General features: G+C 64.0%; 16 protein-coding genes and 1 tRNA gene. 8 read left to right on the top strand and 9 right to left on the bottom strand.

Annotated features, from left to right (window positions below; translation table 11 throughout):
• Positions 1-31: 31 nt before the first annotated feature.
• The 4 genes from tatA (at position 32) to gpmI (ending at position 3,418) form a co-directional block, all read left to right on the top strand.
• Positions 32-280, top strand: coding sequence for a twin-arginine translocase TatA/TatE family subunit (gene tatA, locus BJI67_RS14900; RefSeq protein ID WP_070073706.1), 249 nt, complete (start codon positions 32-34; stop codon positions 278-280).
• A 39-nt stretch (positions 281-319) separates the two neighbouring features.
• Positions 320-820: a Sec-independent protein translocase protein TatB gene (gene tatB / locus BJI67_RS14895; protein ID WP_070073705.1), complete on the top strand. Its 501-nt coding sequence runs from the start codon at positions 320-322 to the stop codon at positions 818-820.
• Positions 801-1,796: a twin-arginine translocase subunit TatC gene (gene tatC, locus BJI67_RS14890; RefSeq protein ID WP_070073704.1), complete on the top strand. Its 996-nt coding sequence runs from the start codon at positions 801-803 to the stop codon at positions 1,794-1,796. Before tatB ends, tatC begins: the two co-directional genes overlap by 20 nt.
• Positions 1,797-1,867: 71 nt before the next feature.
• Positions 1,868-3,418: a 2,3-bisphosphoglycerate-independent phosphoglycerate mutase gene (gene gpmI / locus BJI67_RS14885; protein WP_070073703.1), complete on the top strand. Its 1,551-nt coding sequence runs from the start codon at positions 1,868-1,870 to the stop codon at positions 3,416-3,418.
• Here gpmI and fdhD read toward each other — a convergent pair.
• The 3 genes from fdhD to fdhF are packed head-to-tail and all read right to left on the bottom strand — an operon-like array spanning position 3,415 to position 7,625.
• Positions 3,415-4,191, bottom strand: a complete 777-nt coding sequence (gene fdhD / locus BJI67_RS14880) for a formate dehydrogenase accessory sulfurtransferase FdhD (RefSeq protein WP_197513160.1) — start codon at positions 4,189-4,191, stop codon at positions 3,415-3,417. The two genes, gpmI and fdhD, sit on opposite strands and share 4 nt — an antisense overlap.
• A gap of 38 nt (positions 4,192-4,229) precedes the next feature.
• Positions 4,230-4,661: a DUF1641 domain-containing protein gene (locus BJI67_RS14875; protein WP_070073701.1), complete on the bottom strand. Its 432-nt coding sequence runs from the start codon at positions 4,659-4,661 to the stop codon at positions 4,230-4,232.
• Positions 4,662-4,664: 3 nt separating this feature from the next.
• Positions 4,665-7,625, bottom strand: coding sequence for a formate dehydrogenase subunit alpha (gene fdhF / locus BJI67_RS14870; RefSeq protein WP_070073700.1), 2,961 nt, complete (start codon positions 7,623-7,625; stop codon positions 4,665-4,667).
• 121 nt (positions 7,626-7,746) lie between these two features.
• Here fdhF and BJI67_RS14865 point away from each other — a divergent pair, with 121 nt between their 5' ends.
• From BJI67_RS14865 to BJI67_RS14855, 3 genes are read left to right on the top strand one after another with little or no spacing between them, the layout of a single operon-like run.
• Positions 7,747-8,664, top strand: coding sequence for a LysR family transcriptional regulator (locus BJI67_RS14865; RefSeq protein ID WP_070073699.1), 918 nt, complete (start codon positions 7,747-7,749; stop codon positions 8,662-8,664).
• A gap of 54 nt (positions 8,665-8,718) precedes the next feature.
• The gene (locus BJI67_RS14860; RefSeq protein WP_070073698.1) at positions 8,719-9,585 is read left to right on the top strand and encodes a two-component system sensor histidine kinase NtrB; all 867 of its coding nucleotides are present in this window, start codon (positions 8,719-8,721) and stop codon (positions 9,583-9,585) included.
• The gene (locus BJI67_RS14855; protein WP_083250926.1) at positions 9,578-10,924 is read left to right on the top strand and encodes a sigma-54-dependent transcriptional regulator; all 1,347 of its coding nucleotides are present in this window, start codon (positions 9,578-9,580) and stop codon (positions 10,922-10,924) included. Before BJI67_RS14860 ends, BJI67_RS14855 begins: the two co-directional genes overlap by 8 nt.
• Here the strand turns inward: BJI67_RS14855 and BJI67_RS14850 are convergent.
• Positions 10,901-12,142 (bottom strand): EAL and HDOD domain-containing protein, encoded by a 1,242-nt coding sequence (locus BJI67_RS14850; RefSeq protein WP_070073697.1) that lies wholly within the window; start codon positions 12,140-12,142, stop codon positions 10,901-10,903. The two genes, BJI67_RS14855 and BJI67_RS14850, sit on opposite strands and share 24 nt — an antisense overlap.
• A 200-nt stretch (positions 12,143-12,342) precedes the next feature.
• On the opposite strand from BJI67_RS14850, the gene ddpX reads away from it, so the two are divergent.
• Complete coding sequence (ddpX, locus tag BJI67_RS14845; protein WP_197513158.1) at positions 12,343-12,885, top strand: D-alanyl-D-alanine dipeptidase; 543 nt, start codon at positions 12,343-12,345, stop codon at positions 12,883-12,885.
• Positions 12,886-13,076: 191 nt separating this feature from the next.
• On the opposite strand, the gene BJI67_RS14840 is transcribed toward ddpX, so the two are convergent.
• The 5 genes from BJI67_RS14840 to gltB all read right to left on the bottom strand — a co-directional run bounded on the left by BJI67_RS14840 (position 13,077) and on the right by gltB (position 22,202).
• Complete coding sequence (locus BJI67_RS14840; protein ID WP_070073696.1) at positions 13,077-13,301, bottom strand: hypothetical protein; 225 nt, start codon at positions 13,299-13,301, stop codon at positions 13,077-13,079.
• A 575-nt stretch (positions 13,302-13,876) separates the two neighbouring features.
• A tRNA-Ile gene (locus BJI67_RS14835) sits at positions 13,877-13,953 on the bottom strand.
• A 43-nt stretch (positions 13,954-13,996) separates the two neighbouring features.
• The gene (rpoD, locus tag BJI67_RS14830) at positions 13,997-15,835 is read right to left on the bottom strand and encodes an RNA polymerase sigma factor RpoD (protein WP_070073695.1); all 1,839 of its coding nucleotides are present in this window, start codon (positions 15,833-15,835) and stop codon (positions 13,997-13,999) included.
• A 66-nt stretch (positions 15,836-15,901) separates the two neighbouring features.
• Positions 15,902-17,692: a DNA primase gene (gene dnaG, locus BJI67_RS14825; protein ID WP_070073694.1), complete on the bottom strand. Its 1,791-nt coding sequence runs from the start codon at positions 17,690-17,692 to the stop codon at positions 15,902-15,904.
• 46 nt (positions 17,693-17,738) lie between these two features.
• Positions 17,739-22,202 (bottom strand): glutamate synthase large subunit, encoded by a 4,464-nt coding sequence (gltB, locus tag BJI67_RS14820; RefSeq protein ID WP_070073693.1) that lies wholly within the window; start codon positions 22,200-22,202, stop codon positions 17,739-17,741.
• Positions 22,203-22,247 lie beyond the last annotated feature (45 nt).

Here is a 22,247-nt window from a genome sequence, read left to right as displayed (position 1 = left end):
CCATGCACGCCCGCTGAGCGGGAGAACCGATATGTTGATTCCGGGTGGATATGAATGGCTGGTGCTGCTGCTGGTGGTGGTGCTGGTGTTCGGTACCAAGAAGCTGCGCAATGTGGGCGGCGATCTGGGTTCCGCGGTGAAGAACTTCAAGAAGTCGATGCAGGATGGCGAGGCCGAGGGCGACAAGCCGGCCGATCCGGCGGCGCGCATCAAGCAGGAAGGCGAAGGGCGGGTGTTCGATGCCGATGCTGAGCAGCACAAGGACAAGGATAAGGTCTGACGCGGCGCCTGGCCGCTCCCATCCACGCCAGGAGGCCTGATGTTCGACTCGGGTTTTTCCGAGCTGCTGCTGATCATGGTCGTGGCCCTCGTCGTGGTGGGCCCCGAGCGTCTGCCAGGCCTGGTGCGCAAGGTCGGGTACTGGGTCGGACGTTTCCGTCGCTACGCCAATACAGTGCGTGCCGAGATCGAGCGCGAGCTCAATGCCGACGAACTGCGCGGCATGCTGACGCGTCAGGAGGACGAGATCCGCGAGTTGCGTGACATGCTGCGCGACACGCGCGATCAGATGCGCACGAACGCCGATCAGATTGCCGACGAGGTGCGTGGCGTGGGCGGGCAATCTTCGGAGGATGCGGCTCATCCGCCCCAGGCCGAGGCCGGGGAAGTGCCGGTGGTGACGCATGATGAGACCGCACAGGGCCATGCCGGCGACGAACAGGTAAAGCCCGCCGAACCGGACCCGGCGGCAAGTCACGAAACCGCGCCGGAGCCGGCAAAACCGCAGACTGACGCGACGCATGACCGAAAACCCGAATAAGGACGTGCCCGAGGACGACCCCCCCGCTGAAGCGGGTGGCGCAGAAGCCGCCGAGGGTGGCCTTTCCAGCCTGATGTCGCATCTGATCGAGCTGCGCAGTCGCCTGCTGCGCTCGATCGTCGCCGTGCTGGTTTTGTTCATCGGCCTGAGCCCGTTTGCCGACCAGCTTTACGCCTGGCTGGCGGGTCCGCTGGTGGCGCAGTTGCCCAAGGGCAGCAGCATGATCGCCATCGACGTCGCCGCGCCCTTCATCGTGCCGTTCAAGCTCACCTTCCTGGTCTCGGTGGTGATCGCGGTGCCCTTCCTGCTGTATCAAATCTGGGCCTTCGTTGCGCCTGGGCTGTACCGCCACGAGAAGCGTCTGGCCATGCCGCTGCTGATCTCGAGCACGCTGCTGTTCTACACCGGCATGGCCTTCGCGTACTTCGTCGTATTCCCGATGATGTTCCATTTCTTCGCGAAGTCGACCCCTGCCGGGGTGCGCATGATGACCGACATCGGTGCTTACCTCGGCTTCGTGTTCAATATGTTTCTGGCCTTCGGTGCCGCCTTCGAGGTGCCGGTGGCCATCGTGCTGCTGACGGCACTCGGCGTGATCACCCCACAGAAGCTGGCAGCGGCGAGACCCTACATCATCGTGGCAGCGTTCGTGATCGGCATGCTGCTAACGCCGCCGGACGTGATGTCGCAGGTCTCGCTGGCGATTCCCCTGCTGTTGCTGTTCGAGATCGGCCTGCTGGTCTCGCGTGTCGTGTACAAGCGCAAGGCCGCCCGCGAGGCCGCGGAGGCCGACGAGTACGCGACGGACGAGGGCGAGCCGGACTACCCCGGACCGATGAACGGTCAGGCGATGGATCAGGCGCTGGACGAGGCCGAGGCGCAGGAGCGGGCGCAGCATGTCGATGACGGCGAGGTGCCACATGCCGAAGGCGATAGCGGGTCCGAAGACAAGGGCGACGACAACCGCAAGCCCTGAAGCGGCGGGACGCGGGCGGTCGTTCCTGATAAAATCGCCTGCCCGCACTGGCCACCACCACAGGGACGATCATGACGCAGACGCACAAGGTGCCGCGCCGGCGAGCGCTCTTGATAATCCTCGACGGCTTCGGCCTCAATCCGTCGAAGGAAAACAACGCCGTCTGCGAGGCCAGTACGCCGCGTCTGGATGCCTATTTCTCGCACCATCCACATTCCGCGCTGGAGGCCTCCGGGCGCGCCGTCGGTCTGCCTGACGGGCAGATGGGCAATTCCGAGGTGGGGCACATCACCCTGGGTTCCGGCATGATCGTGCGCCAGGATCTGGTGCGTATCGACGACGCCATCGCCGACGGGCAGTTCCGGGCCAACCCGGTGCTCGTGCAGGCGGTGAAGGCGGCGGGTGCCGCCAGCCGGCCGCTGCACCTGCTGGGCCTCGTGTCCGACGGCGGCGTGCACAGTCACCTACGCCACCTCGACGCGTTGATCGACCTCTGCGCCGAGCACGGCGTGACCCCGGTGGTCCATATGATCGCCGACGGTCGCGACACCGCCCCCAAATCCTCGCTTGGCTTCCTGCCGGCGCTCGAGCGTAAGCTGGCGGCCACGGGCGGGCGCATCGCGACCGTGACCGGCCGCTACTACGCGATGGATCGCGACCATCGCTGGGACCGCACGGAACTTGCCTGGCGCGCGCTGGTGCATGCCGAGGGCGTCGCCTGCGAGGATGCCCAAGGCGGTATCGAGGCGGCTCATGCGGACGGCCAGACCGACGAATTCATCAAGCCGCGCATCGTCGCCGGCGGAGAACCCATCCGCGGCGGCGATCAGGTGGTGTTTTTCAATTTCCGCAACGACCGACCGCGTCAGCTCGCCGCCGCGCTGGGACTGGACGAGTTCGACGGTTTCGCACGTGGCGACTACCGCCCGGTCACGGTCACCTGTTTGACCGAATACGACCCGCGCTACGGCATGCCGGTCGCCTTCACTCCCGAGCGGCCCACCACGTGTCTTGCCAAGGTGCTGAGCGAGGGCGGCTACCGCCAGTTCCACTGCGCCGAGACCGAAAAGTACGCGCACGTGACCTTCTTCTTCAACGGCGGCGGCGAGACGCCCTTCCCGGGCGAGGATCGCGTGGTGGTGCCTTCGCCGAAGGTGGCGACCTACGACCTGCAGCCGGAAATGAGCGCCGCGGCGGTCGCCGACGAGGTGGTCAAGGCGCTGGAGAGCAGTCAGTACGACTTCATCGTGGTGAATTTCGCCAACGGCGACATGGTGGGGCATACCGCCGTGCGCGAGGCGGTGATCCGCGCGGTGGAGACACTGGATCGCGAGGTCGGCCGCGTGCTCGACGCGGCGGTCGAGCAGGGCTATTCGGTGCTGCTGACCGCCGATCACGGCAACTGCGACGAGATGGTCGACCCGGTCACCGGCGAGCCGCACACGCAGCACACCACCTATCCGGTGCCGCTGCTGCTGATCGACGAAGGCGCCTGGCGTCTCGCCACCGGCGGCGGCCTGAGCGGCATCGCGCCGACCCTGCTGCAGCTGATGGGCCTCGAACAGCCGGCCGAGATGACCGGCCACAGCCTGCTGCTCGAGGGCGGCGCCGCTTCGGCCTAGCCGCGCAGGCGCGCCTCGCCCGCGTAGACGTTGAAGCGCGGCGGGCGCAGGAAGCCGATCAGCGTCATCCCCGATGCGTCCGCCAGCTCCACCGCGAGGCTGCTCGGCGCCGACACGGCGGCGAGCAGCGGCAGGCGTGCGCGGATGCACTTCTTCACGATCTCGTAGCTGGTGCGTCCGCTGACCATCAGCAGTTGCCGTTGCAGCGGCAGGCGCCGCTCCAGGCAGGCCCAACCGATCACCTTGTCGACCGCATTGTGCCGGCCGACATCCTCCTCCAGTCGTAACAGCCGACCGTCGAGCGTGAACAGCGCGGCCGCGTGCAGCCCCCCCGAGCGCAAGAACATCGCCTGGGCGGCGCGCAGGCGCTCGGGCAGATCCAGGATGCGCGTGATCGGCACCTCGGGACCCTCGCCGAGCGGCGGACTGGCGAGCAGGCGGTCGAGTTCGAGCCGCGAATCCCCGCACACGCCGCAGGCGCTGGTCACCGCGGTCTTGCGCACGGGCGGTGGCGCTCTGTGCATCCGCAGACGCACGCGGATGCTGTTGGCGCCCTCCTGGCGCACCGCCAGCAGGTCGTCCGGCCCGTCCACCAGCCCCATGTCGAGCAGCAGGCCGACGGCGAGCAGCGTATCGGCACCGGGGGTGCGCATGGTGACCACGCGCTCGTTGTCTGCGTCGCCGTAGCGGATCTCCAGCGGCGACTCCTCGGCCAGCGTGTCGAGGTCGGATGCCAGTCCCTCGCCGCTGCGGTGACGCCAGATGGTGGCCACCGGGGCGGGCGTGGCGATGACGCCGCGGGTGGGCGCGTTCATTCGCCCAGACCCCGATTGAAGGCCTTGAGGAAGGCGACGATGCCCCCGATCGCCTGCCACAGCTCGCGGTCGCGCAGCAGCGCCAGCGCGCCGGCGATGCCGGACGGCTGTGTGGTTTCGTCCGCGGCGGTCGCTTCGAGCGCGGCAAGCCCGCATTCGAGGGCGGGGATCAGTCGTTCGATGCGTGCCATGTCGAGTTCGCCGAGCAGGGCAACGAGGCGGGCGAGGTTGTAGCTCAGCCGCCGGCTGCCATCGCGGTCGAGCAGTTCGGCGAGCAGGGTGGTCAGCTCCGGCGCCGCACCAAGGGTGTTGTTGGCCAGGCGTAGGACATCGCGCTCGTGCAGCAGCTGGATGAGGCGCTCGAGTTCGGCGTGGGCGTCGTCGGGTTGCGTACGCGGCGGGGGCGTGTAGGCAAGCGGTGCGGCCATGGCTCAGAGTCCTCCGTGTTCGGGCAGTTTGTGCGGCGGGCGCTGGTAGTCCGCCCGGCGCCACTTCTCGTGCAGCTCGGGGCCATCCTTGGGCGTGGGGTGGCCGTAGCGCGAGTTGTGCGGCGGCAGCGGGGTGGGGCCGTCCGCCTCGATCACTTCCAGCGACACCGACAGATCCTTGTATGCCGGGGTGTGCGTGACGCGGTCGGTATGGCTGCCGGTGAGCACGTTGATCGGCTCCTCGACCGAGTTCATCGGCATGTACAGCTCGTCGCCCTGGACGCGGTCGGTGACCAGCACCCGCGCCTCGATGCTGCCGCGCCGCGAGGTCAGGCGTACGCGGCTGCCGTCGCGCACCCCGCGTCGCTGCGCCAGCTCGGGCGACAGCTCCACGAAGGTGTCGGGCACCTTGCTGTGGATGCCGCGGGAGCGGTTGGTCATGTTGCCCTCGTGGAACTGCTCGAGCAGGCGGCCGTTGTTGAGATGCAGGTCGTAGCTGAGGTCCGGCAGCTCGGCCGGCTCGACCCATTCCACCGGGTGCAGCCGCGCGCGGCCGTCCGGGAACGGGAAGCGTTCGGTGAACAGGATTGGGGTGTCGGTGCCGTCGGCGGCCACCGGCCATTGCAGCGAGGCGAAACCTTCCAGGCGCGCGTAGTCGACGCCGGCGAACAGCGGCGTGAGGCTGGCCGCCTCGCCCATGATCTCGCTCGGGTGGGTGTAGCCCCAGGGCCGGCCGAGGCGCTCGGCGAGCTCGGTGAGGATGCGCCAGTCCGGGCGCGAGTCGCCGAGCGGCGGCATGACCTCGTAGAGGCGTTGGATGCGGCGCTCGGTGTTGGAGAAGGTGCCCTCCTTCTCGACGCTGGGCGCGGCCGGGAGCACCACGTCGGCGAACTGGGCGGTGCGCGAGAGAAAGATGTCCTGCACCACGAAGAAGTCGAGCTTCTCGAACGCCGACTGCACGTACAGCGCGTTGGAGTCGACCAACGCCATGTCCTCGCCGATCACGTACATCGACTTGAGTTCGCCGGCATGCACGGCATCGACCATCTCGTGGTTGTCGAGTCCGGGCTTCTCCGGCAGCGTGACGCCCCAGCCCTGGCCGAAGCGGGCGCGGGCGGTTTCGTCGCTGACCGGCGAGTAGCCTGGCAGGAAGGCGGTGATCGCGCCGAAGTCGCTGGCGCCCTGCACGTTGTTGTGCCCGCGCAGTGGGTAGGCGCCGGTGCCGGGGCGGCCGTAGTTGCCGGTGATCAGCAGCAGGTTGGAAATCGCGGTGCTGGTGTCGGAACCGCCGCAGTGCTGGGTGACGCCCATCGCCCACAGCACGCACACGCCGCTGCTGTGCGCCACGCGCTCGGCGAGATCGCGCAGGGTATTCGCCGGGATGCCGGACACGGATTCGGCGTATTCCAGGGTGAAGGGTGCGAGCGAGGCGCGCAACTCGTACAGGCCGTTCACGCGCTCGGCGAGGAATGCCTTGTCCTCCAGACCCTGGTCGAGGATGTAGCGGCTGAGCGCCGACAGCCAGACGAGATCGGTGCCCGGACGCGGGCGGATGAATACGTCCGCACGCTCGGCCATTTCGTGCTTGCGCAGGTCGGCGACGACCAGTTGCTGGCCGCGCAGCTTGTGTGCGCGCTTGACCCGGGTGGCGAGCACGGGGTGGCTCTCGGCGGTATTGGAGCCGACGATGAGCACGAGGTCGGCCTGCTCGATGGAGGCGATGCCGCCCGAGTCGCCGCCGTAGGAGACGGTGCGGAACAGGCCCGTGGTGGCCGGGTTCTGGCAGTAGCGCGAGCAGTTGTCGATGTTGTTGGTGCCGATTACGCCGCGCGCGAATTTCTGCATCAGATAGGCCTCCTCGTTGGTGCACTTGGAGGAGGCGATGAAGCCCAGGGCGTCGGGTCCGTGGGCGTCGCGGATCTCGGCGAAGCGGCGCGCGACGAGGCCGAGGGCCTCGTCCCAGCTCGCTTCGCGGAAACGGCCGTTCTCGCGGATCAGCGGGGTGGTCAGGCGATCCTCGTGATTGACGAAATCCCAGCCGAACTTGCCCTTCACGCAGGTGGACACGCCGTTGGCCGGGCCTTCGCTTGGTTCGACCTTGAGGATGTCGCGGCCGCGCGTCCACATCTCGAAGCTGCAGCCGACGCCGCAGTAGGTGCACACCGTCTTGGTGCGGCGCACATCCTGCTTGCGCATGGCCGCGTCAAGCTCGGATACCGCGATGATGGGGATGAAGCCAGTGGCCGGTTCGACCGCCTTGACGGCGTCGATCATCGGCTGGCGGGCCTTCTCGGGGACGGCCGTGAAGACGCCGGCCTTGCCGAGCATGCTTTTTTCCATCAGCGCGTTGCACGGGCAGACGGTGACGCAGTGGCCGCAGGAAACGCAGCTCGATTCGTTGATCGGCTGGCCGCCGTCCCAGACCACGCGCGGGCGTTCCAGACTCCAGTCGATGCTCAGGGTTTCGTTGACCTGCAGGTTCTGGCAGGCCTCCACGCAACGGCCGCAGAGGATGCACTGGTCGGGGTCGTAGCGATAGAAGGGATTGCTCGCGTCCACCTCGTAGGGCTTCGGCGTGTACGGGTACACCTGATGCTCTACACCCATGTCGCGGACCGTATTGTGCACGGTGCAGGTGCCGTTGTTGTTGTCGCACAGCGTGCAGTAAAGGTCGTGATTCTTCAGCACGCGGTTGAGGCCTTCCTCGCGTGTCTCGCGGGCGCTTTGGGATTCGATGGCGACGCTCATGCCGTTGGCCAGCGTGGTGGTGCATGCGCGGCGCGGACTGCCGTCGACCTCGACCCAGCAGGTGTCGCAGCTTTGTATCGGGCCGAGTGCGGGGTGGTAGCAGATGTGGGGGATGGCGACGCCGTTGCGTTCGAGAAACGGGATCAGCGGTTCATCCGCCTCGCCGACGTAGACTTGGCCGTCGACCGTTATCCGGCATTTCGATCCTTGATCCATGAGCGGCCTCCTGGGTTTCGCCGTGGACGCAAAGACTATGACAAGTCATACTATTACTCAAATCTGTTATATCTATTCTAATTATTCAAAATTTATATATTTAATCGGGTTCGGAGTCCGCATGGTCAATCCTCAGCACCTGTTGAGTTTCACGGTCGTGGCCAGATTGCGCAGCATCAGCCGGGCGGCCGACGCCTTGTGTCTCAGTCAACCGGCGGTTTCCAGCCAACTGCGCCAATTGCAGAATCTGGTCGGCGAACCGCTCTACACGCGGCGCGGGTACGGTATCGAATTGACGCCGGCGGGACAGGGTTTGCTGCATCATGCCGAGACGCTGCGCCGCGCGCACGCCCAGGCCGACGACTACATCCGACAGCTGCAGGGCGTGGATGCCGGCAGCATCCATATCGGTTCCACCAGCACCCTGGCGAGCTATTACCTTCCGGAGCACGTGGTGCGATTCCAGAAGGGCTATCCGGGCGTGTCCGTGTACATCGACACGGACAACTCCGAGGCGCTGATGCGCCGTCTGGAGGCCTTCGACGTGTGCATGATCGAGGGCCCGCTGCCCGATCTGCCGATCTCGGGATCGTACGAACTCAGCCCCTGGGTGGTCGACGAGGTGGTGCTCGTGCTGCGTCCCGAACACCCGCTTGCGCAACGCTATCCCGAAGTCGTGCCGCTGAGTGCGCTGAGCGGTTCGGCGATCATCTGGCGCGAGCCCGCTTCCGGTGCCCGGCAGACCTTCGAGCGCGCGCTGGCCGAGGTGGGTCTGCAGCTGCCCGTGAATATCGTCGTGACGGGGGTCGATGCGGTCAAGGAAGCCGTGCGTGCCGGGCTCGGCATCGGCTTCGCCTCATTCCGCGCCTTGGCGCATGCGGGGTCCGATCTTGTCTACCGTCACCTCGAGTGCGCCAAGGGCATCCATTGGGACTTGTATGTCGCCGCACCGCAGGCCCGGCTGCGCTCGCGCGCCACGCAATCCTTTCTGCAGGCGTTGAACCTCAGCAGCGAGGGAGCGGCATCTCAGGGAACTTAACGAGAATATTAATACCTGTATAATGGATTTTTTATCTCCCCGGGTCGCTAACCGATGGAAACAGCGCACGGCGAACAGGAACTGCTGGTGGAGGCCCTGCAGCGTTTGGGTGCCTTTCACTTTCAGACACGCCTGAACCCTGAAGATTTTCAGGGCATGCTGCCGGCCGCGGAGGCATTCAACAACATGGCCGATGCCGTGGAGGCCTTCGTCACCCACGATGACACGCAGCGTGTGAGCTGGTCCGAGCGCGACCGTCTTACCTGCATGAGCCAGCTCCCGGCGGGCATCGCCCACGAAATCCGCAATCCGCTTGAGGCGATCGTCAACTCCATCGCCCTGTTGGTGCGCAGCAATCTCACGCCGCGCGAAAAGCAGGAACTGTCCGGGATCGTGTCCAGCGAGTGCGCGCGCCTGCAGCGCATTTTCCGGCACTTTCTCCAGTTCTCGCGATTTCCCATCGCGCGCATGGAACCGACCGACATCGCCGAGGCCATCCACAAGCTGTTTACCCTGCTGGGTACCAATCAACCCGAGAATGTCGAATTCGTGCTCGAAGATGAAAGCGGTGGGGCGTTGATCCTGTGTGATGTCGACCTGATCCACCAGGCATTGATGAATCTGATGCTCAACGCCATCGAGGCGATGCCCGAAGGCGGCCGGCTGACGGTGCGCGTGCTGACGGCGGATGAGCGGCATGTGACAGTCCAAGTCTGCGACAACGGCGAGGGCATACCGAGCGAACAGCTGGAACAGATCATGGAGCCTTTCTACACCAGCCGTCCCACCGGGGTCGGCTTGGGTCTTGCCATCACGCAACACATCCTCGCGCAGCACGGTACCCGGCTTGAGATGAGCAGCGTGCAGGGCGAGGGCACGCAGGCCTCGTTTACGCTGCCCAGGGCGCGCCGTCGTGGCTAACATCCTGGTCGTCGACGACGAGCCGAATATCCGGCGAACCCTGCACATGCTCCTCGACAAGGAGGGGCACAACGTCACCGACGCGAATACGGGCGAGCAGGCCTTGGCCATCGTGGCCGAGCAGCACGTCGATCTCGTGATGCTGGACATGCGTCTGGGTCGGGAGAACGGCCTGGACATCCTGTCGCGCATTCGCGCCCGCGGCGATCACCCCGAAATCGTGATCATCACCGCACATGGCGAGGTGGACGAGGCGGTGTGCGCGATGAAGCTCGGCGCGTACGATTATCTGGTCAAGCCGCTGGCCCCCGACGAACTGCTGATCCGGGTGGGCAAGATCCTGGAAAAACGGGCGCAGAGCCAGGAGCTGATGCTGCTGCGCGAAGAGGCGGCGCGGCGTCACGAGCCGTATGTCGCTTCGCAGAGCGAGGCGATGCGCGAGATCATCCGGCGCGTCCAGCGGATTGCGCGTCAGGACATGCCAGTGCTGATCACCGGCGAGACGGGGGCGGGCAAGGAGGTGATCGCGCGTCTGATCCACAGTCTCAGCACCCGCGCGAACAAGCGTTTCGTGGCGGTCAATTCCTGTGCGCTGACCGAGAACCTGCTCGATTCGGAACTCTTCGGCCACGTCCGCGGGGCGTTCACCGGCGCGAACACCAGCCAGCCCGGGCTGTTTCAGGAGGCGGACGGCGGCACGCTGTTTCTGGACGAGATCGGCGATGTCACCCAAAGCCTGCAGGCCAAGCTGCTGCGCGCGTTGCAGGAGGGCGAGATCCGTCCGGTCGGCAGCACCAAGGTGGCCAAGGTCAACGTCCGCGTGATCGCCGCCACCAACCGCGATCTGTGGACCCTGAGCGAGACGGGCGAGTACCGCAAGGACCTGCTGTTCCGCCTCGGCGTCATCGAGATCAAGATTCCGCCGCTACGCCAGCGGCGCGACGGCATCTACGCCCTGACCGATTTCTTCCTGGCCCGGCAGAACGCGAAGATCGGCGACGAAAAGCCATTCGAAATTACCCCGCGAGCCAGGCGCAAGCTGTACATGTACGACTGGCCCGGCAACGTCCGCGAGCTGACCAGCGTATTGGAGCGCAGCTTCGCGCTGGCCGAGGGGCACGTAATCGACGCCGAAGACATCATTATCAATCAGCATGCCACCGATACCTACGAGGAGCCGGCGCACGACATGAGCTTGCACGAAGTTGAGGTGGCGCACATCCGGCGGGTGCTGTCGCTTTGCGAGGGCAATCAGGTGAAGGCATCCCGGCTGCTCGGCATCAGCCGCTCCACCCTGCAGCGCAAGCTCAAATTCTTAAACGGGTTTGACGGAAGGTAGGTTTTGCTTGCCCGAGTCGCCCGATGCGGCGGTGGAACTGAGTATCGATTCTGCCCAGCTGAGGGCTTCCATCCGCGAGGTCATCAGCAACTCCGGAGGGATGCCGTTGCCCGCCACCTGCCGCCATTGGCTGATCTCGTAGCTGAGCACTGCCTGCAGATAATGCCCCAGCGCGCCTTCATGCCCCAGAATCGCTTCCTTGACGTTGGAGGAAAGCGGTAGGGGTGCGATGACCTGAGCCAAAGACCGGTCGAGCAGAAGGTCGAGGGCTGACAGCAGACCGACGATAAAGCCATCGCCGCTACTCCTCTTTGCCGTACCTTCTTCCAGCAGTTCGCACATGCGCGCACGGGCCAGCGCGATGATGAATACCGCTGCCGGCTTGTCGCTCAAGTGGGTCAAGGAAAGCAGGATGCACCAGGTTGCGAGACGGCGTCGGCCCAGAAGGATAATCGTATCCCTTAGCGAGGTGACCGGGCGCGGCAGGTTGTAGAAGGCCGAATTGATCAGACGCAGCAGCTTGTAGCTGAGGATCGGGTCGGCGGCGATCGCTTTTTCGATGTCTCGAGTCTCAGTGGCCGGATCGTAAACAATGGCGAAGAGTTGCAAGACTGCGACCTTGTTCGGCGGCAGGCTGGAGCTTTTCACCACACGGGGGCGGCTGAGGAAATAACCTTGAAAATAATCGAAACCGAGGTCCCTGAGATATTCGAACTCGGCCAGCGACTCGATCCTGAGCGCGAGGACCTTCAGCCGATGGCGGCGGAATGCAGCGATGTTGTCCGGCAGGGTCTTGGCATCCGTCCCGCGGATGTCGATCTTGACGATATCCGCCAGTGAATAGATGTCGCTCAAGGCGGGGTCGTATTGGGCGTCGTCCAGCGCGAGAGTGAACCCCATCTTGGATAGCAGCCGCAACTGCGGCATTTCGTCGGCGCTGGCCAGTGCGGGCGGGATATCGAAAATGACGCGTTCTGGCGGGATCGGCAATTCGTGTGCGACGCTGAGCAGGCTGCGGCTGAGGTTGATGCCGATGCGGCTCGTGCCGGCCAGCTTGTCGATACCGAATTCCTGAAAGGCGTTTACGACCACCTGGGCCGTGGCGACGTCAGCCTGGGTGCGCCCCATCCCGCGAAACAGGAGTTCGTAAGCATAGATGCCCAGAATATTGTTGTAGATCGGCTGGCGGCCGATGAGGACATTGAGTGGCATCGACATGGGATCGCGGCGGTGGATGTGAGCCCTGATAGGTCGAAGTATGATGTTATTTTTCGAAAACCGCTATAACTCTAGGTTTTCCGGGCGAAATTCGGCGTGATTTGGCGGATGCTTGCCGCTGGCAAGGCATTGCCAGCCGTTTGCGGTAGGATTTCAGGCGGGTTAGTGCCGCGTCAACATCATCCAAGGGAGCTTCAGTCTTGCACATCGTCGAACATCCGGCCATTGATCTCGATCTGAAATACGCGACTGCCGACAACATCACCGGCACGCCGATCTACGCTTACGCGGTCGCGCTGCTCCATCCTGAAGCGCATGCCGCGCTGATGAAAGCCGCCGAGCTGGCGAGTGCGGCAGACCGCAGGTTGATCGTATTCGACGCATATCGCCCGCCTGCCGCGCAGCGCAGGCTCTGGGAAGCGCTGCCCGATCCGACCTTCATCGCCGACCCCGAACTGGGCTCGACGCACAGCCGCGGCATCGCCGTCGACCTGACCCTGGCTTATCCGTCAGGCGAAGCCTTGCCCATGGGCACCGGGTTCGATGCGATGGAGCCGGCCTCCTTTCACGCCCATCCGGGCCTGCCTGCGGATGTGCAAGGCAATCGGCAGATGCTTGCCGGAATCATGGCGCTGGCCGGCTGGGTGCATAACCCCATGGAGTGGTGGCACTACAACCTGCCCAATCCGGAAGCCTTTCCCATAGTTGACGACGTACAGACCGTCGCACGCATGATGCCGTAACGAGATTCACCAAATTGGTGTGAGCGGGTGCAAGCACGCGTTGCTTGGTAAAGGCTGGCAGCGCGCAGGACAGATGCGCCCCGCCTGCATTCGGGCAGTTACATAATGGAACGAGCCGGCGACACCAAGCGAAACCCCGGCCGTGCGCTAAACCGGACGGGGTGTTCCGCGCGTTTGCGGGTGGGGGCCGCTTACATCAAGCCCAGCAGCGCGCCCAGCGGGGGGAAATAGGCCCCCATGGCGCGTAACCAGCCGGAAATGTGCGTCTGCGCGCCCATTTCAATGATGTTGGACACGTAGCCAATCAAGCCTACCGTGAGAATCATGGCGAGAACCGCGGTGCGCGATCCGGTATCCGTTTCGGTGTAGATGAGCCCTTCGGTGTCGATCTTGTTATCGATGGTTTTTGCGTCCATGGCCTTCTCCAGAAGGTATAGCCCTCCCTGACGCAGCGAACCGGACGTTGCCCCACGTCAGGATTTCTTATTCAAGGCATCGGTTCCCAGCGTTATTTTGCTCGGGTGGAATCCCGCTGCCTTGCCCCTTCGAAACGCCGCCATGAGACCGGGTGTTCATCGATTTCGTGGAGGCGCTGTCGCTGTAGCGAATCTATCACAGTAAAGTGGTTGGTTATAGTTTTTGCGAATCGGCTTATATGGTGAAGCTACGATGGATTTACAACAAACCTCGTGTTCGCTACCAATGTGATGTTTGGGTCGTAATATCCCCTGGAGCGCTATTCAGAAGTGACCGCTATAACGAGGGAAAACTCGACTGTGGCTTGTGCGTGCGGGTTTGGTGTCGGCCAACATGTGAGTCAACCAAATGCGAGTCAGGCGGAGGGCCGGGCCCCTTGTTGACACACGCTTTGACTCACTTATTGCCTGGATTCAAGCGGATCGCTTTGGACAGGTTTGGACGCTAAGCCTATGTGTGGCGCCATTTTGTGGGCGATGTCTTGGATAATATTGGACAGTGTCGGAAGGGGAGGTGGTGGGCCCGCTCGGACTCGAACCGAGGACCAAGGGATTATGAGTCCCCTGCTCTAACCAACTGAGCTACAGGCCCGTCATCGTGAGGGCGGCCGGCGTGGATGGCCGGCCGCAGCATGTCATTGCTCTACGTCGAGGAAGCTGCGCAGGAGTTCGGAGCGACTCGGGTGGCGGAGCTTGCGCAGGGCCTTGGCTTCGATCTGGCGGATGCGCTCGCGGGTCACGTCGAACTGCTTGCCGACCTCTTCGAGGGTGTGGTCGGTGTTCATGTCGATGCCGAAGCGCATACGCAGCACCTTGGCTTCGCGAGCGGTGAGCGAGCCAAGGACTTCGCGGGTGGTTTCGCTGAGGCTGTCGCGCGTGGCCGTGTCTATGGGCGACATGACGTTGCCGTCCTCGATGAAGTCGCCCAGATGCGAATCTTCGTCGTCGCCGATGGGGGTCTCCATGGAGATCGGTTCCTTGGCGATCTTGAGCACCTTGCGGACCTTGTCCTCGGGCATTTCCATGCGCTCGGCCAGCTCTTCGGGTGTGGCTTCCCGGCCCATTTCCTGAAGCATCTGGCGAGACACGCGATTGAGCTTGTTGATGGTCTCGATCATGTGCACCGGGATGCGGATGGTGCGGGCCTGGTCCGCGATCGAGCGCGTGATGGCCTGACGAATCCACCACGTCGCGTAGGTCGAGAATTTGTAGCCGCGGCGGTATTCGAACTTGTCGACGGCCTTCATCAGGCCGATGTTGCCTTCCTGGATCAGGTCGAGGAACTGCAGGCCGCGGTTGGTGTATTTCTTGGCGATGGAGATGACGAGGCGCAGGTTGGCTTCGACCATTTCCTTCTTCGCGCGACGGGCCTTGGCCTCGCCGATGGACATGCGGCGGTTGATTTCCTTGATCTCGCCGATCTGCAGCGCGGCATTGCTTTCGATGGACTTGAGCTTCTTCTGCGCGTGGCGAATCTCGTCGGCGTGCTCGTTGAGCGCGTCGGCGTACTTTTGCGCGGAAGGTGCCTGTAGGCGCTCCTCAAGCCATTCTAGACGGGTCTCGTTGCCCGGGAAGGTCTCGATAAACGCCTTGCGTGGCATGTGCGAGCGGCGAATGCACAGGTCCATGATGCGACGTTCCTGCTCGCGGATCAGTTCGATCGTGGTGCGCAGCTGGTTGGTCAGGTCGTCGATGACGCGCTGGGTGAGCTTGAACTCCATGAAGAAGGTGGCGATCTCCTGGCGGAGCTCGTCGTACTTCTCCTTCTGGTTCTTGCTTTGCGCCTTCATGGCCTTGGTGTACAGGTCGCGCAGCTTGGTGAAGCGCTCCTTGGCCTCGACCGGATCCGGTCCGCTTTCGGCAGGTTCGTCGTCTTCGTCGTCATCGTCCGAGTCATCGTCGGATGCCGCGGCCTGGGTCTTCTGGGCCGGCGTGGGAATGACCTCGTTCTCCATCGCCTCGCGGTCGAGAAAGTTTTGCACCACGTCGGTCAGCTTGGCGTCGCCTGCCTCGATGCGGTCGTACTCGGCGAGCAGGCCGCTGATCGCGCGCGGGTAGTGAGCCAGCGCGAACAGAACCTGCGAGAGGCCGTCTTCGATGCGCTTGGCAATCTTGATCTCGCCTTCGCGGGTCAGCAGTTCCACAGTACCCATTTCGCGCATGTACATGCGCACTGGGTCGGTGGTGCGGCCGAACTCGCTGTCCACACTGGTCAGCGCTGCAACGGCTTCCTCCGCGACGTCTTCATCGGCGGCGACATCGGAGTCGGACAGGAGTAGGCTGTCGGAATCCGGGGCAACTTCATGGACGGTGATGCCCATGTCGTTGATCATGCCGATGATGTCTTCGATCTGTTCGGGGTCGACGATGCTGTCGGGCAGGTGATCGTTGACCTCTGCATAGGTCAGGAAGCCTTGTTCCTTACCCTTGGCGATGAGCTCTTTGAGACGGGACTGTTGCTCTTCGTGCTGCATGGAATGAAACACCCAAATAAATCGAATGGAAAACAGGCGATGATACTACAGTTCGACGCTATCAGGCTAGAGGGAATGCCTGTCGTCTAATCCCCCATGTAATGCTAGACGGCTGAACTCGGCTTTTTCTTCCGCATTCAAACCCTCCTGTTGCGCTTTTCGGCGTAGCAACTGAAATCTAGTTTCAATTTGCTGAGCCAGCAAGCGGACCGTCGCGTCGTCGAACTCGCGTCTTGCGGCATCGGGTTCCAAATGTATGTCGCGGGATTCGATCAGCCGAAGCAAATTTCGTTCCCCATCGGCACCGCGCCAGCGTTCGAGAATCCCTGCGGTGGTGATATTGGGATTCGTGCGCACCGTTTCAAGGAGTTGGGCATAAAGCGCGACCCCGGGATTGTCGAGGTCGCCTAGTTCCTCGGCCTCGGGGGCGTTGGCGGCGAGTTCGGTATGCTCCGCGAGGAGTGCGATGGCGGTGCGCAGCGGCGACCAGCGCACAGTCTGGGCGCGTTCCTTGACTTCGCGTGGGTTGTGACGGGGCGCTCTTGTGTCTGTCGACACCGGTGCCGGGACGGGCGTGCCCGCTTGGGCGCGCTCGAGGCGGCCGGTGGCGATACCGGTCTCGCGGGCGAGTGCCTCGATCACCTGTGCGCGCAGCATCTCGGCGCGCATGTTGCCCACCAGTTGCATGCCTTCGTGGGCGAGTCCAGCCCGAGCTTCCATGTCATTTCCCGGGTGTCGCCGGCGTAGCTCCTGTAGCAGCAGGCGAGACAGGCTGAGTCCGTCGCCAGCCAGCTTCAGGAACGCTTCCTTGCCTTCGCTGCGTACAAAGCTGTCCGGGTCCTGACCATCGGGGAGAAACAAAAAAACGGCCTCATTGCCGTCTTCGAGCACGGGCAGCGTCTGTTCGAGCGCCCGCCAGGCAGCGCTGCGACCCGCGCGATCGCCGTCGAAGCAAAAGATGAGGCGTTTGGCCGTGCGGTAGAGGCGCTGGATGTGTTCGCGCGTCGTGGCGGTACCTAGGGTTGCGACCACGTTGTGGATGTCTTGCTGAGAGAGACTGATGACGTCCATATAGCCTTCGACGATTAAAATCTCATCCAGCAAGACGCCGGACTGGCGGGCTTCGTACAGGCCGTAGAGTGATCGCCCTTTGTGGAACAGCGGGGTTTCGTTCGAGTTGAGGTACTTTGGCGTGCCGTCGGCGATCACACGGCCGCCAAAACCGATGATCTGGCCGCGAGGATCGCGGATCGGGAACATGATGCGGTCTCGGAACCGGTCGTAATGTCGCCCGTCGCGCTCGACCAGCAGCCCGGCCTCAACCAGATGAGCGGTGCTGTGGCGCCCTTTGAACGCATTGAGCAGGCCGTCCCATAAGGGGGGCGCATAGCCGAGTCCGAAGCGGGCTGCGGTTACGCCATCCAGTCCGCGCTGTTTGAGGTAATCGACGGCGGTCTGGCTGCGACGCAGTTCCTGCTTGAACCAAGCGGAGGCATCTTCCAGGCACCGGTGGAGCGCAGCGCGTTCGTCGCTGCGGCGGTCGTCATCGCGATGTCCGCCTTCGTGAGGTACATCGAGGCCGAGGATGGCGGCGAGGGACTCGACAGCCTCGACAAAATCCAGGCGGTCATGTTCGATCAGGAAACTCAGCGCGGTGCCGTGTGCGCCGCAGCCGAAGCAGTGATAGAACTGTTTTTGTGGGCTGACATAGAACGATGGCGTCTTTTCGTTGTGGAACGGGCAGCAGGCCTTGAATTCATGGCCCGCGCGCTTGAGCGGTACGCGTGCGTTGATGATCTCGACGATGTCGGTCCGCGCCAGGAGTTCGTCGATGAAGGACTGCGGGATACGGGCCATGGCGCGGGTATGGTCGGCCGATCAGGAGGCGATCGGCCGACGCAGTTTAGGCAGCCTCGCTGAGCGTGCTGATCAGGCCGGCCAGATCCGAGGCTCGCGGCTTGACCAGCCAGAACTTGGGCAGATAGCGCTTGAAGTTGGCCAGTAGTTCGGCTGCCCAGGGGCTCTGTGTTTCGGTGTGATATTCCTCCAGCAGACTATGCAGGAAGGTGCGCGGAGCCTCCATGTGCTCGGGGTCGAGGCGATGCAGGTCGATCAACTCGTGGTTGCAGCGGTCGACGAACTGGTTGTCCTGATCCAGCACCAGGGCGAAACCGCCGGTCATGCCGGCACCGAAGTTGACCCCGGTTTGGCCGAGGATGGCCACTACGCCGCCGGTCATGTATTCGCAGGCGTGGTCGCCGGCGCCTTCGACGACGGCAGTTGCGCCCGAGTTGCGCACGCAGAAGCGTTCGCCGGCGATGCCGGAGGCGAAGAGTTTGCCGCCGGTGGCGCCGTACAGGCAGGTGTTGCCGATGATGGCGGCCTCGTGGCTGCGGAAGGTACTGCCGGCGGGTGGGTGGATCACGATCTTGCCAGCGGCCATGCCCTTGCCGACATAGTCGTTGGCGTCGCCCTCAAGGTAAAGGTGCAGGCCACCGGCGTTCCACACGCCGAAGCTTTGGCCGGCCGTGCCCTTGAGCCGCACGGTAATGGGGGTGTCCGACATGGCGTAGTTGCCATGCCTGCGGGCGATCTCGCCGGAGATGCGCGCGCCGATCGAACGGTTGACGTTGCGTACCTCATAGTTGAATTCGCCGCCGCTTTGCGCTTCGATGGCGGGCAGCATGTCCGCGACCATGCGCTCGGCCAGCTCGCCACGGTCGAACGGGGCGTTGTGCGGTTCGATGCAGAAACGCGGTACCTCGGCGGGGACACCTGCATCGGACAGCACAGGGGTAAGATCGAGGCGACCTTGGCGCGGAGTGGCCCCGGCGGCAATTTCGAGCAGGTCGGTGCGGCCGATGAGATCCGTCAGGCTGCGCACGCCGAGGCTAGCCATCCAGCGTCGGGTTTCCTCGGCGATGAAGCGGAAGTAGTTGACCACCATGTCGACCTTGCCGATGAAGTGGTTCATGCGCAGGACCTTGTCCTGGGTGGCGACGCCGGTGGCACAGTTGTTCAGATGGCAGATGCGCAGGTACTTGCAGCCCATGGCGATCATCGGGCCGGTGCCGAAACCGAAGCTTTCGGCGCCCAGAATCGCGGCCTTGATCACGTCGAGACCGGTCTTGAGACCGCCGTCGGTCTGCAGGCGCACTTTGTCGCGCAGATTGTTCGCGCGCAGGGTCTGATGGACCTCGCTGAGGCCGAGCTCCCAGGGGCCGCCGGCATATTTGACGGAGGTCAGCGGGCTGGCGCCGGTGCCGCCGTCATAGCCGGAGATAGTGATCAGGTCGGCATAGGCCTTGGCGACGCCGGTGGCGATGGTGCCAACGCCGGCCTCGGCGACCAGCTTGACCGACACCAGAGCCCGCGGGTTGACCTGCTTGAGGTCGAAGATGAGTTGCGCCAGATCCTCGATCGAGTAGATGTCGTGATGCGGTGGCGGCGAGATGAGGGCCACGCCGGGGCGCGCGAAGCGCAGCTTGGCGATCATCTCGTTGACCTTGTGTCCCGGCAGTTGCCCGCCCTCGCCAGGCTTGGCTCCCTGCGCGACCTTGATCTGCAGCACCTCCGCATTGACCAGATAATGCGGGGTGACGCCGAAACGCCCGGAGGCGATCTGCTTGATCTTGGACATGCGTTCGGTGCCGAAGCGTTCGGCATCCTCGCCGCCCTCGCCGGAGTTCGAGCGTGCGCCGAGGCGGTTCATTGCGGCTGCCAGGGTCTCGTGCGCCTCCGGCGACAGCGCGCCAAGCGACATGCCGGCGGAATCGAAGCGCTTGACGATAGCGTCGACGGGTTCAACCTCGTCGAGCGGGATGGGGCGGACGTCCTTGCGCAGGTGCAGCAGATCGCGCAGAACCATCGGCGGGCGGTCGTTGATCAGGGCCGCATGTGCTTCCCAATCGCGATAGTCGCCGGAAACCACGGCCTTGTGCAGGGTCTGCACCACGTCTGGGTTGTAGGCGTGGTATTCGCCGCCATGCACGTATTTGAGCAGTCCACCCTGCGTGGGCAGCTTGCGCGGGCTCCAGGCCTGTCGAGCGAGTTGGGCGAGATCGTCCGCGATATCCGTGAAGTTGATGCCCTGCACGCGGCTGACGGAGCCTGGGAAGCATGTGTCGACGACCTCGTTGTGCAGGCCGACGATTTCGAAAAGCTGGGCGCCGCGGTAGCTCGCGATGGTCGAGATGCCCATCTTCGACATGATCTTGAAGAGGCTCTTGTGGATGCCGCGGCGATAGGCTGCCGTCAGCTCGGCATCCGTCTTGTCCTGAATCTCGCCGGCTCGGCGCATGCCCTGCAGTGACTGCAGCGCGAGATACGGGCATACGGCGGTTGCGCCATAGCCGATCAGGACGGCGATCTGATGCGGATCGCGCGCGGTGCCGGTGTCGACGATGATGTTTGCATTGCAACGCAGGCCGCGGTCGATGAGGTGGTGATGCACCGCGCCGGTGGCGAGGACCGCCGGCACGGGGACGCGGCCCTGCGCGATGTCGCGGTCGGACAGCACGATCAGCACCGCGCCGTCGCTCACGGCCTGTTCGGCGTCATTGCAAATGTCCGCTATGGCCGTCTGCAGGTCTCGATCCTGCTCGATATTCAGGTCGATGCGATGTGCGCGCAGATCGTCATAGGGCAGGTTGAGCAGCTGCTGCAGGCGCATCTCGGACAGGAATGGGGAACCCATGACCAGGCGTGCCGCGTGGTCGGGACCTTCCTCGAAGAGGTTGCGCTCGTGGCCGAGATTGGTTTCCAGCGACATCACCACGCGTTCGCGCAAGGGGTCGATCGGCGGATTGGTGACCTGTGCGAATTGTTGCCTGAAGTTATCGAACAATGAGCGGATCTGGCGCGAAAACACGGGATACGGTGTGTCGTCTCCCATCGAACCTACCGCTTCCTGACCTGCCTCGGCGAGCACGCGCAGAATCTGATCGCGTTCCTCGAAGCTCAGGTTGAAGAGCTTTTCGTAGGTATGCAGGCGCTCGGCGTCGAAGGTGGGCGCGACGGCGTCGTCGTCGTCCAGGCGGGGTAAGCTGCGCGAATACTGATCCAGCCAGCTGCGGTAGGGCTGGCGGTTCTTGAGCCGCTCGTTGATCGCGTCGGGCAGGACCAGCTCGCCGGTTTCCGTGTCGACCGCGAGCATCTCGCCGGGCTTCAAGCGTCCCTTGGTGACCACGTCCTCGGGGGCGTAGTCATACACGCCGATCTCGGAGGCGAGGGTGATGTGGCGATCCTTGGTGATCACGTACCGTGCTGGTCGCAGGCCGTTGCGATCCAGGCAGCAGGCCGCATGGCGACCGTCGGTGAGCACGACGCCGGCCGGACCATCCCAAGGTTCCATGTGCATGGAGTGGTATTCGTAGAAGGCGCGCAGATCGGTGTCGACATGCTGCATGTTCTGCCAGGCCGGCGGCATCAGCAGACGCATGGCGCGGAAGATGTCGATATCGCCGGCGAGCAGGGTCTCCAGCATGTTGTCCAGCGAGCTCGAGTCCGAGCCCTCCATGGACACCAGCGGGCCGAGCTCGGAAAGATCCGGCAGATGAGGGCTGGCAAGGGTGTGCGCCCGGGCGCGTGCCCAGTTGCGGTTGCCGCGAATGGTGTTGATCTCGCCGTTGTGCGCCAGCAGGCGGAAGGGCTGAGCCAGGCGCCACTGAGGCAGGGTATTGGTGGAGAATCGTTGGTGGAACACGCACAGGGCGGTTTCGAGGCGCGGGTCCTTGAGCTCTGGGAAAAAATGGGTCAGATGCGCGGGCATGATCAGGCCCTTGTAGCTGATCACCCGTGCCGACAGGCTGGAAACGTAAAAGACCTCGTCCTGGCCGCTAAGGGCATGTTCGGCACGACGCCGCGCCACGAACAGCGCCCGCTCGAAGCCTGCCGCGTCCATGTCGTCCGGGGCGTTGACATAGATCTGCTCGATCTGCGGCAGCGTGCGCAGGGCTTCGTCGCCGCAGGCGGTCTCGTCGGTGGGCACGCGGCGCCAGCCGGCCGGCTCGACCCCGATTTCGATGAGTGCGCGTTCCAGCGTGCTGCGTGCGTTGGCAGCGATCTTTGCATCGGGATTCAGGAAGATCATGCCCGCCGCGAAGCGGTTGGCGACCTGGATGCCGGCCTCTGCGGCCAGAATGCGCAAATAGGGTTCCGGAGTCTTGAGCAGAAGGCCGCAGCCGTCGCCCGTCTTGCCGTCGGCGGCCACGGCGCCGCGGTGTGTCAGTCGTTCGAGCGCATGTATCGCGGTTTCGAGCACCCAGTGGCTGGCCTGGCCGTCCATGTGGGCGATCAAACCGAAACCGCAGTTGTCTCGCTCGAATTCGGGGCGATAGAGACCGCCGGTAGGGACTTGGGCCGACATGCTTCGCGACTCCTGACTCTGTTTCTTCAATACGGCCGATCAGTA

The organism is Acidihalobacter aeolianus, assembly GCF_001753165.1.
Lineage (GTDB): Bacteria > Pseudomonadota > Gammaproteobacteria > DSM-5130 > Acidihalobacteraceae > Acidihalobacter > Acidihalobacter aeolianus.
This window is presented reverse-complemented; position numbering and strand designations above follow the sequence as displayed.

Bases quoted from the DNA above. Each gene is read 5' to 3' on its own strand.
- tatA (WP_070073706.1), top strand. From the start codon at position 32: ATGTTGATTCCGGGTGGATATGAATGGCTGGTGCTGCTGCTGGTGGTG.
- tatB (WP_070073705.1), top strand. From the start codon at position 320: ATGTTCGACTCGGGTTTTTCCGAGCTGCTGCTGATCATGGTCGTGGCC.
- tatC (WP_070073704.1), top strand. From the start codon at position 801: ATGACCGAAAACCCGAATAAGGACGTGCCCGAGGACGACCCCCCCGCT.
- gpmI (WP_070073703.1), top strand. From the start codon at position 1,868: ATGACGCAGACGCACAAGGTGCCGCGCCGGCGAGCGCTCTTGATAATC.
- BJI67_RS14875 (WP_070073701.1), bottom strand. From the start codon at position 4,661: ATGGCCGCACCGCTTGCCTACACGCCCCCGCCGCGTACGCAACCCGAC.
- fdhF (WP_070073700.1), bottom strand. From the start codon at position 7,625: ATGGATCAAGGATCGAAATGCCGGATAACGGTCGACGGCCAAGTCTAC.
- BJI67_RS14865 (WP_070073699.1), top strand. From the start codon at position 7,747: ATGGTCAATCCTCAGCACCTGTTGAGTTTCACGGTCGTGGCCAGATTG.
- BJI67_RS14860 (WP_070073698.1), top strand. From the start codon at position 8,719: ATGGAAACAGCGCACGGCGAACAGGAACTGCTGGTGGAGGCCCTGCAG.
- BJI67_RS14850 (WP_070073697.1), bottom strand. From the start codon at position 12,142: ATGTCGATGCCACTCAATGTCCTCATCGGCCGCCAGCCGATCTACAAC.
- BJI67_RS14840 (WP_070073696.1), bottom strand. From the start codon at position 13,301: ATGGACGCAAAAACCATCGATAACAAGATCGACACCGAAGGGCTCATC.
- rpoD (WP_070073695.1), bottom strand. From the start codon at position 15,835: ATGCAGCACGAAGAGCAACAGTCCCGTCTCAAAGAGCTCATCGCCAAG.
- dnaG (WP_070073694.1), bottom strand. From the start codon at position 17,692: ATGGCCCGTATCCCGCAGTCCTTCATCGACGAACTCCTGGCGCGGACC.
- gltB (WP_070073693.1), bottom strand. From the start codon at position 22,202: ATGTCGGCCCAAGTCCCTACCGGCGGTCTCTATCGCCCCGAATTCGAG.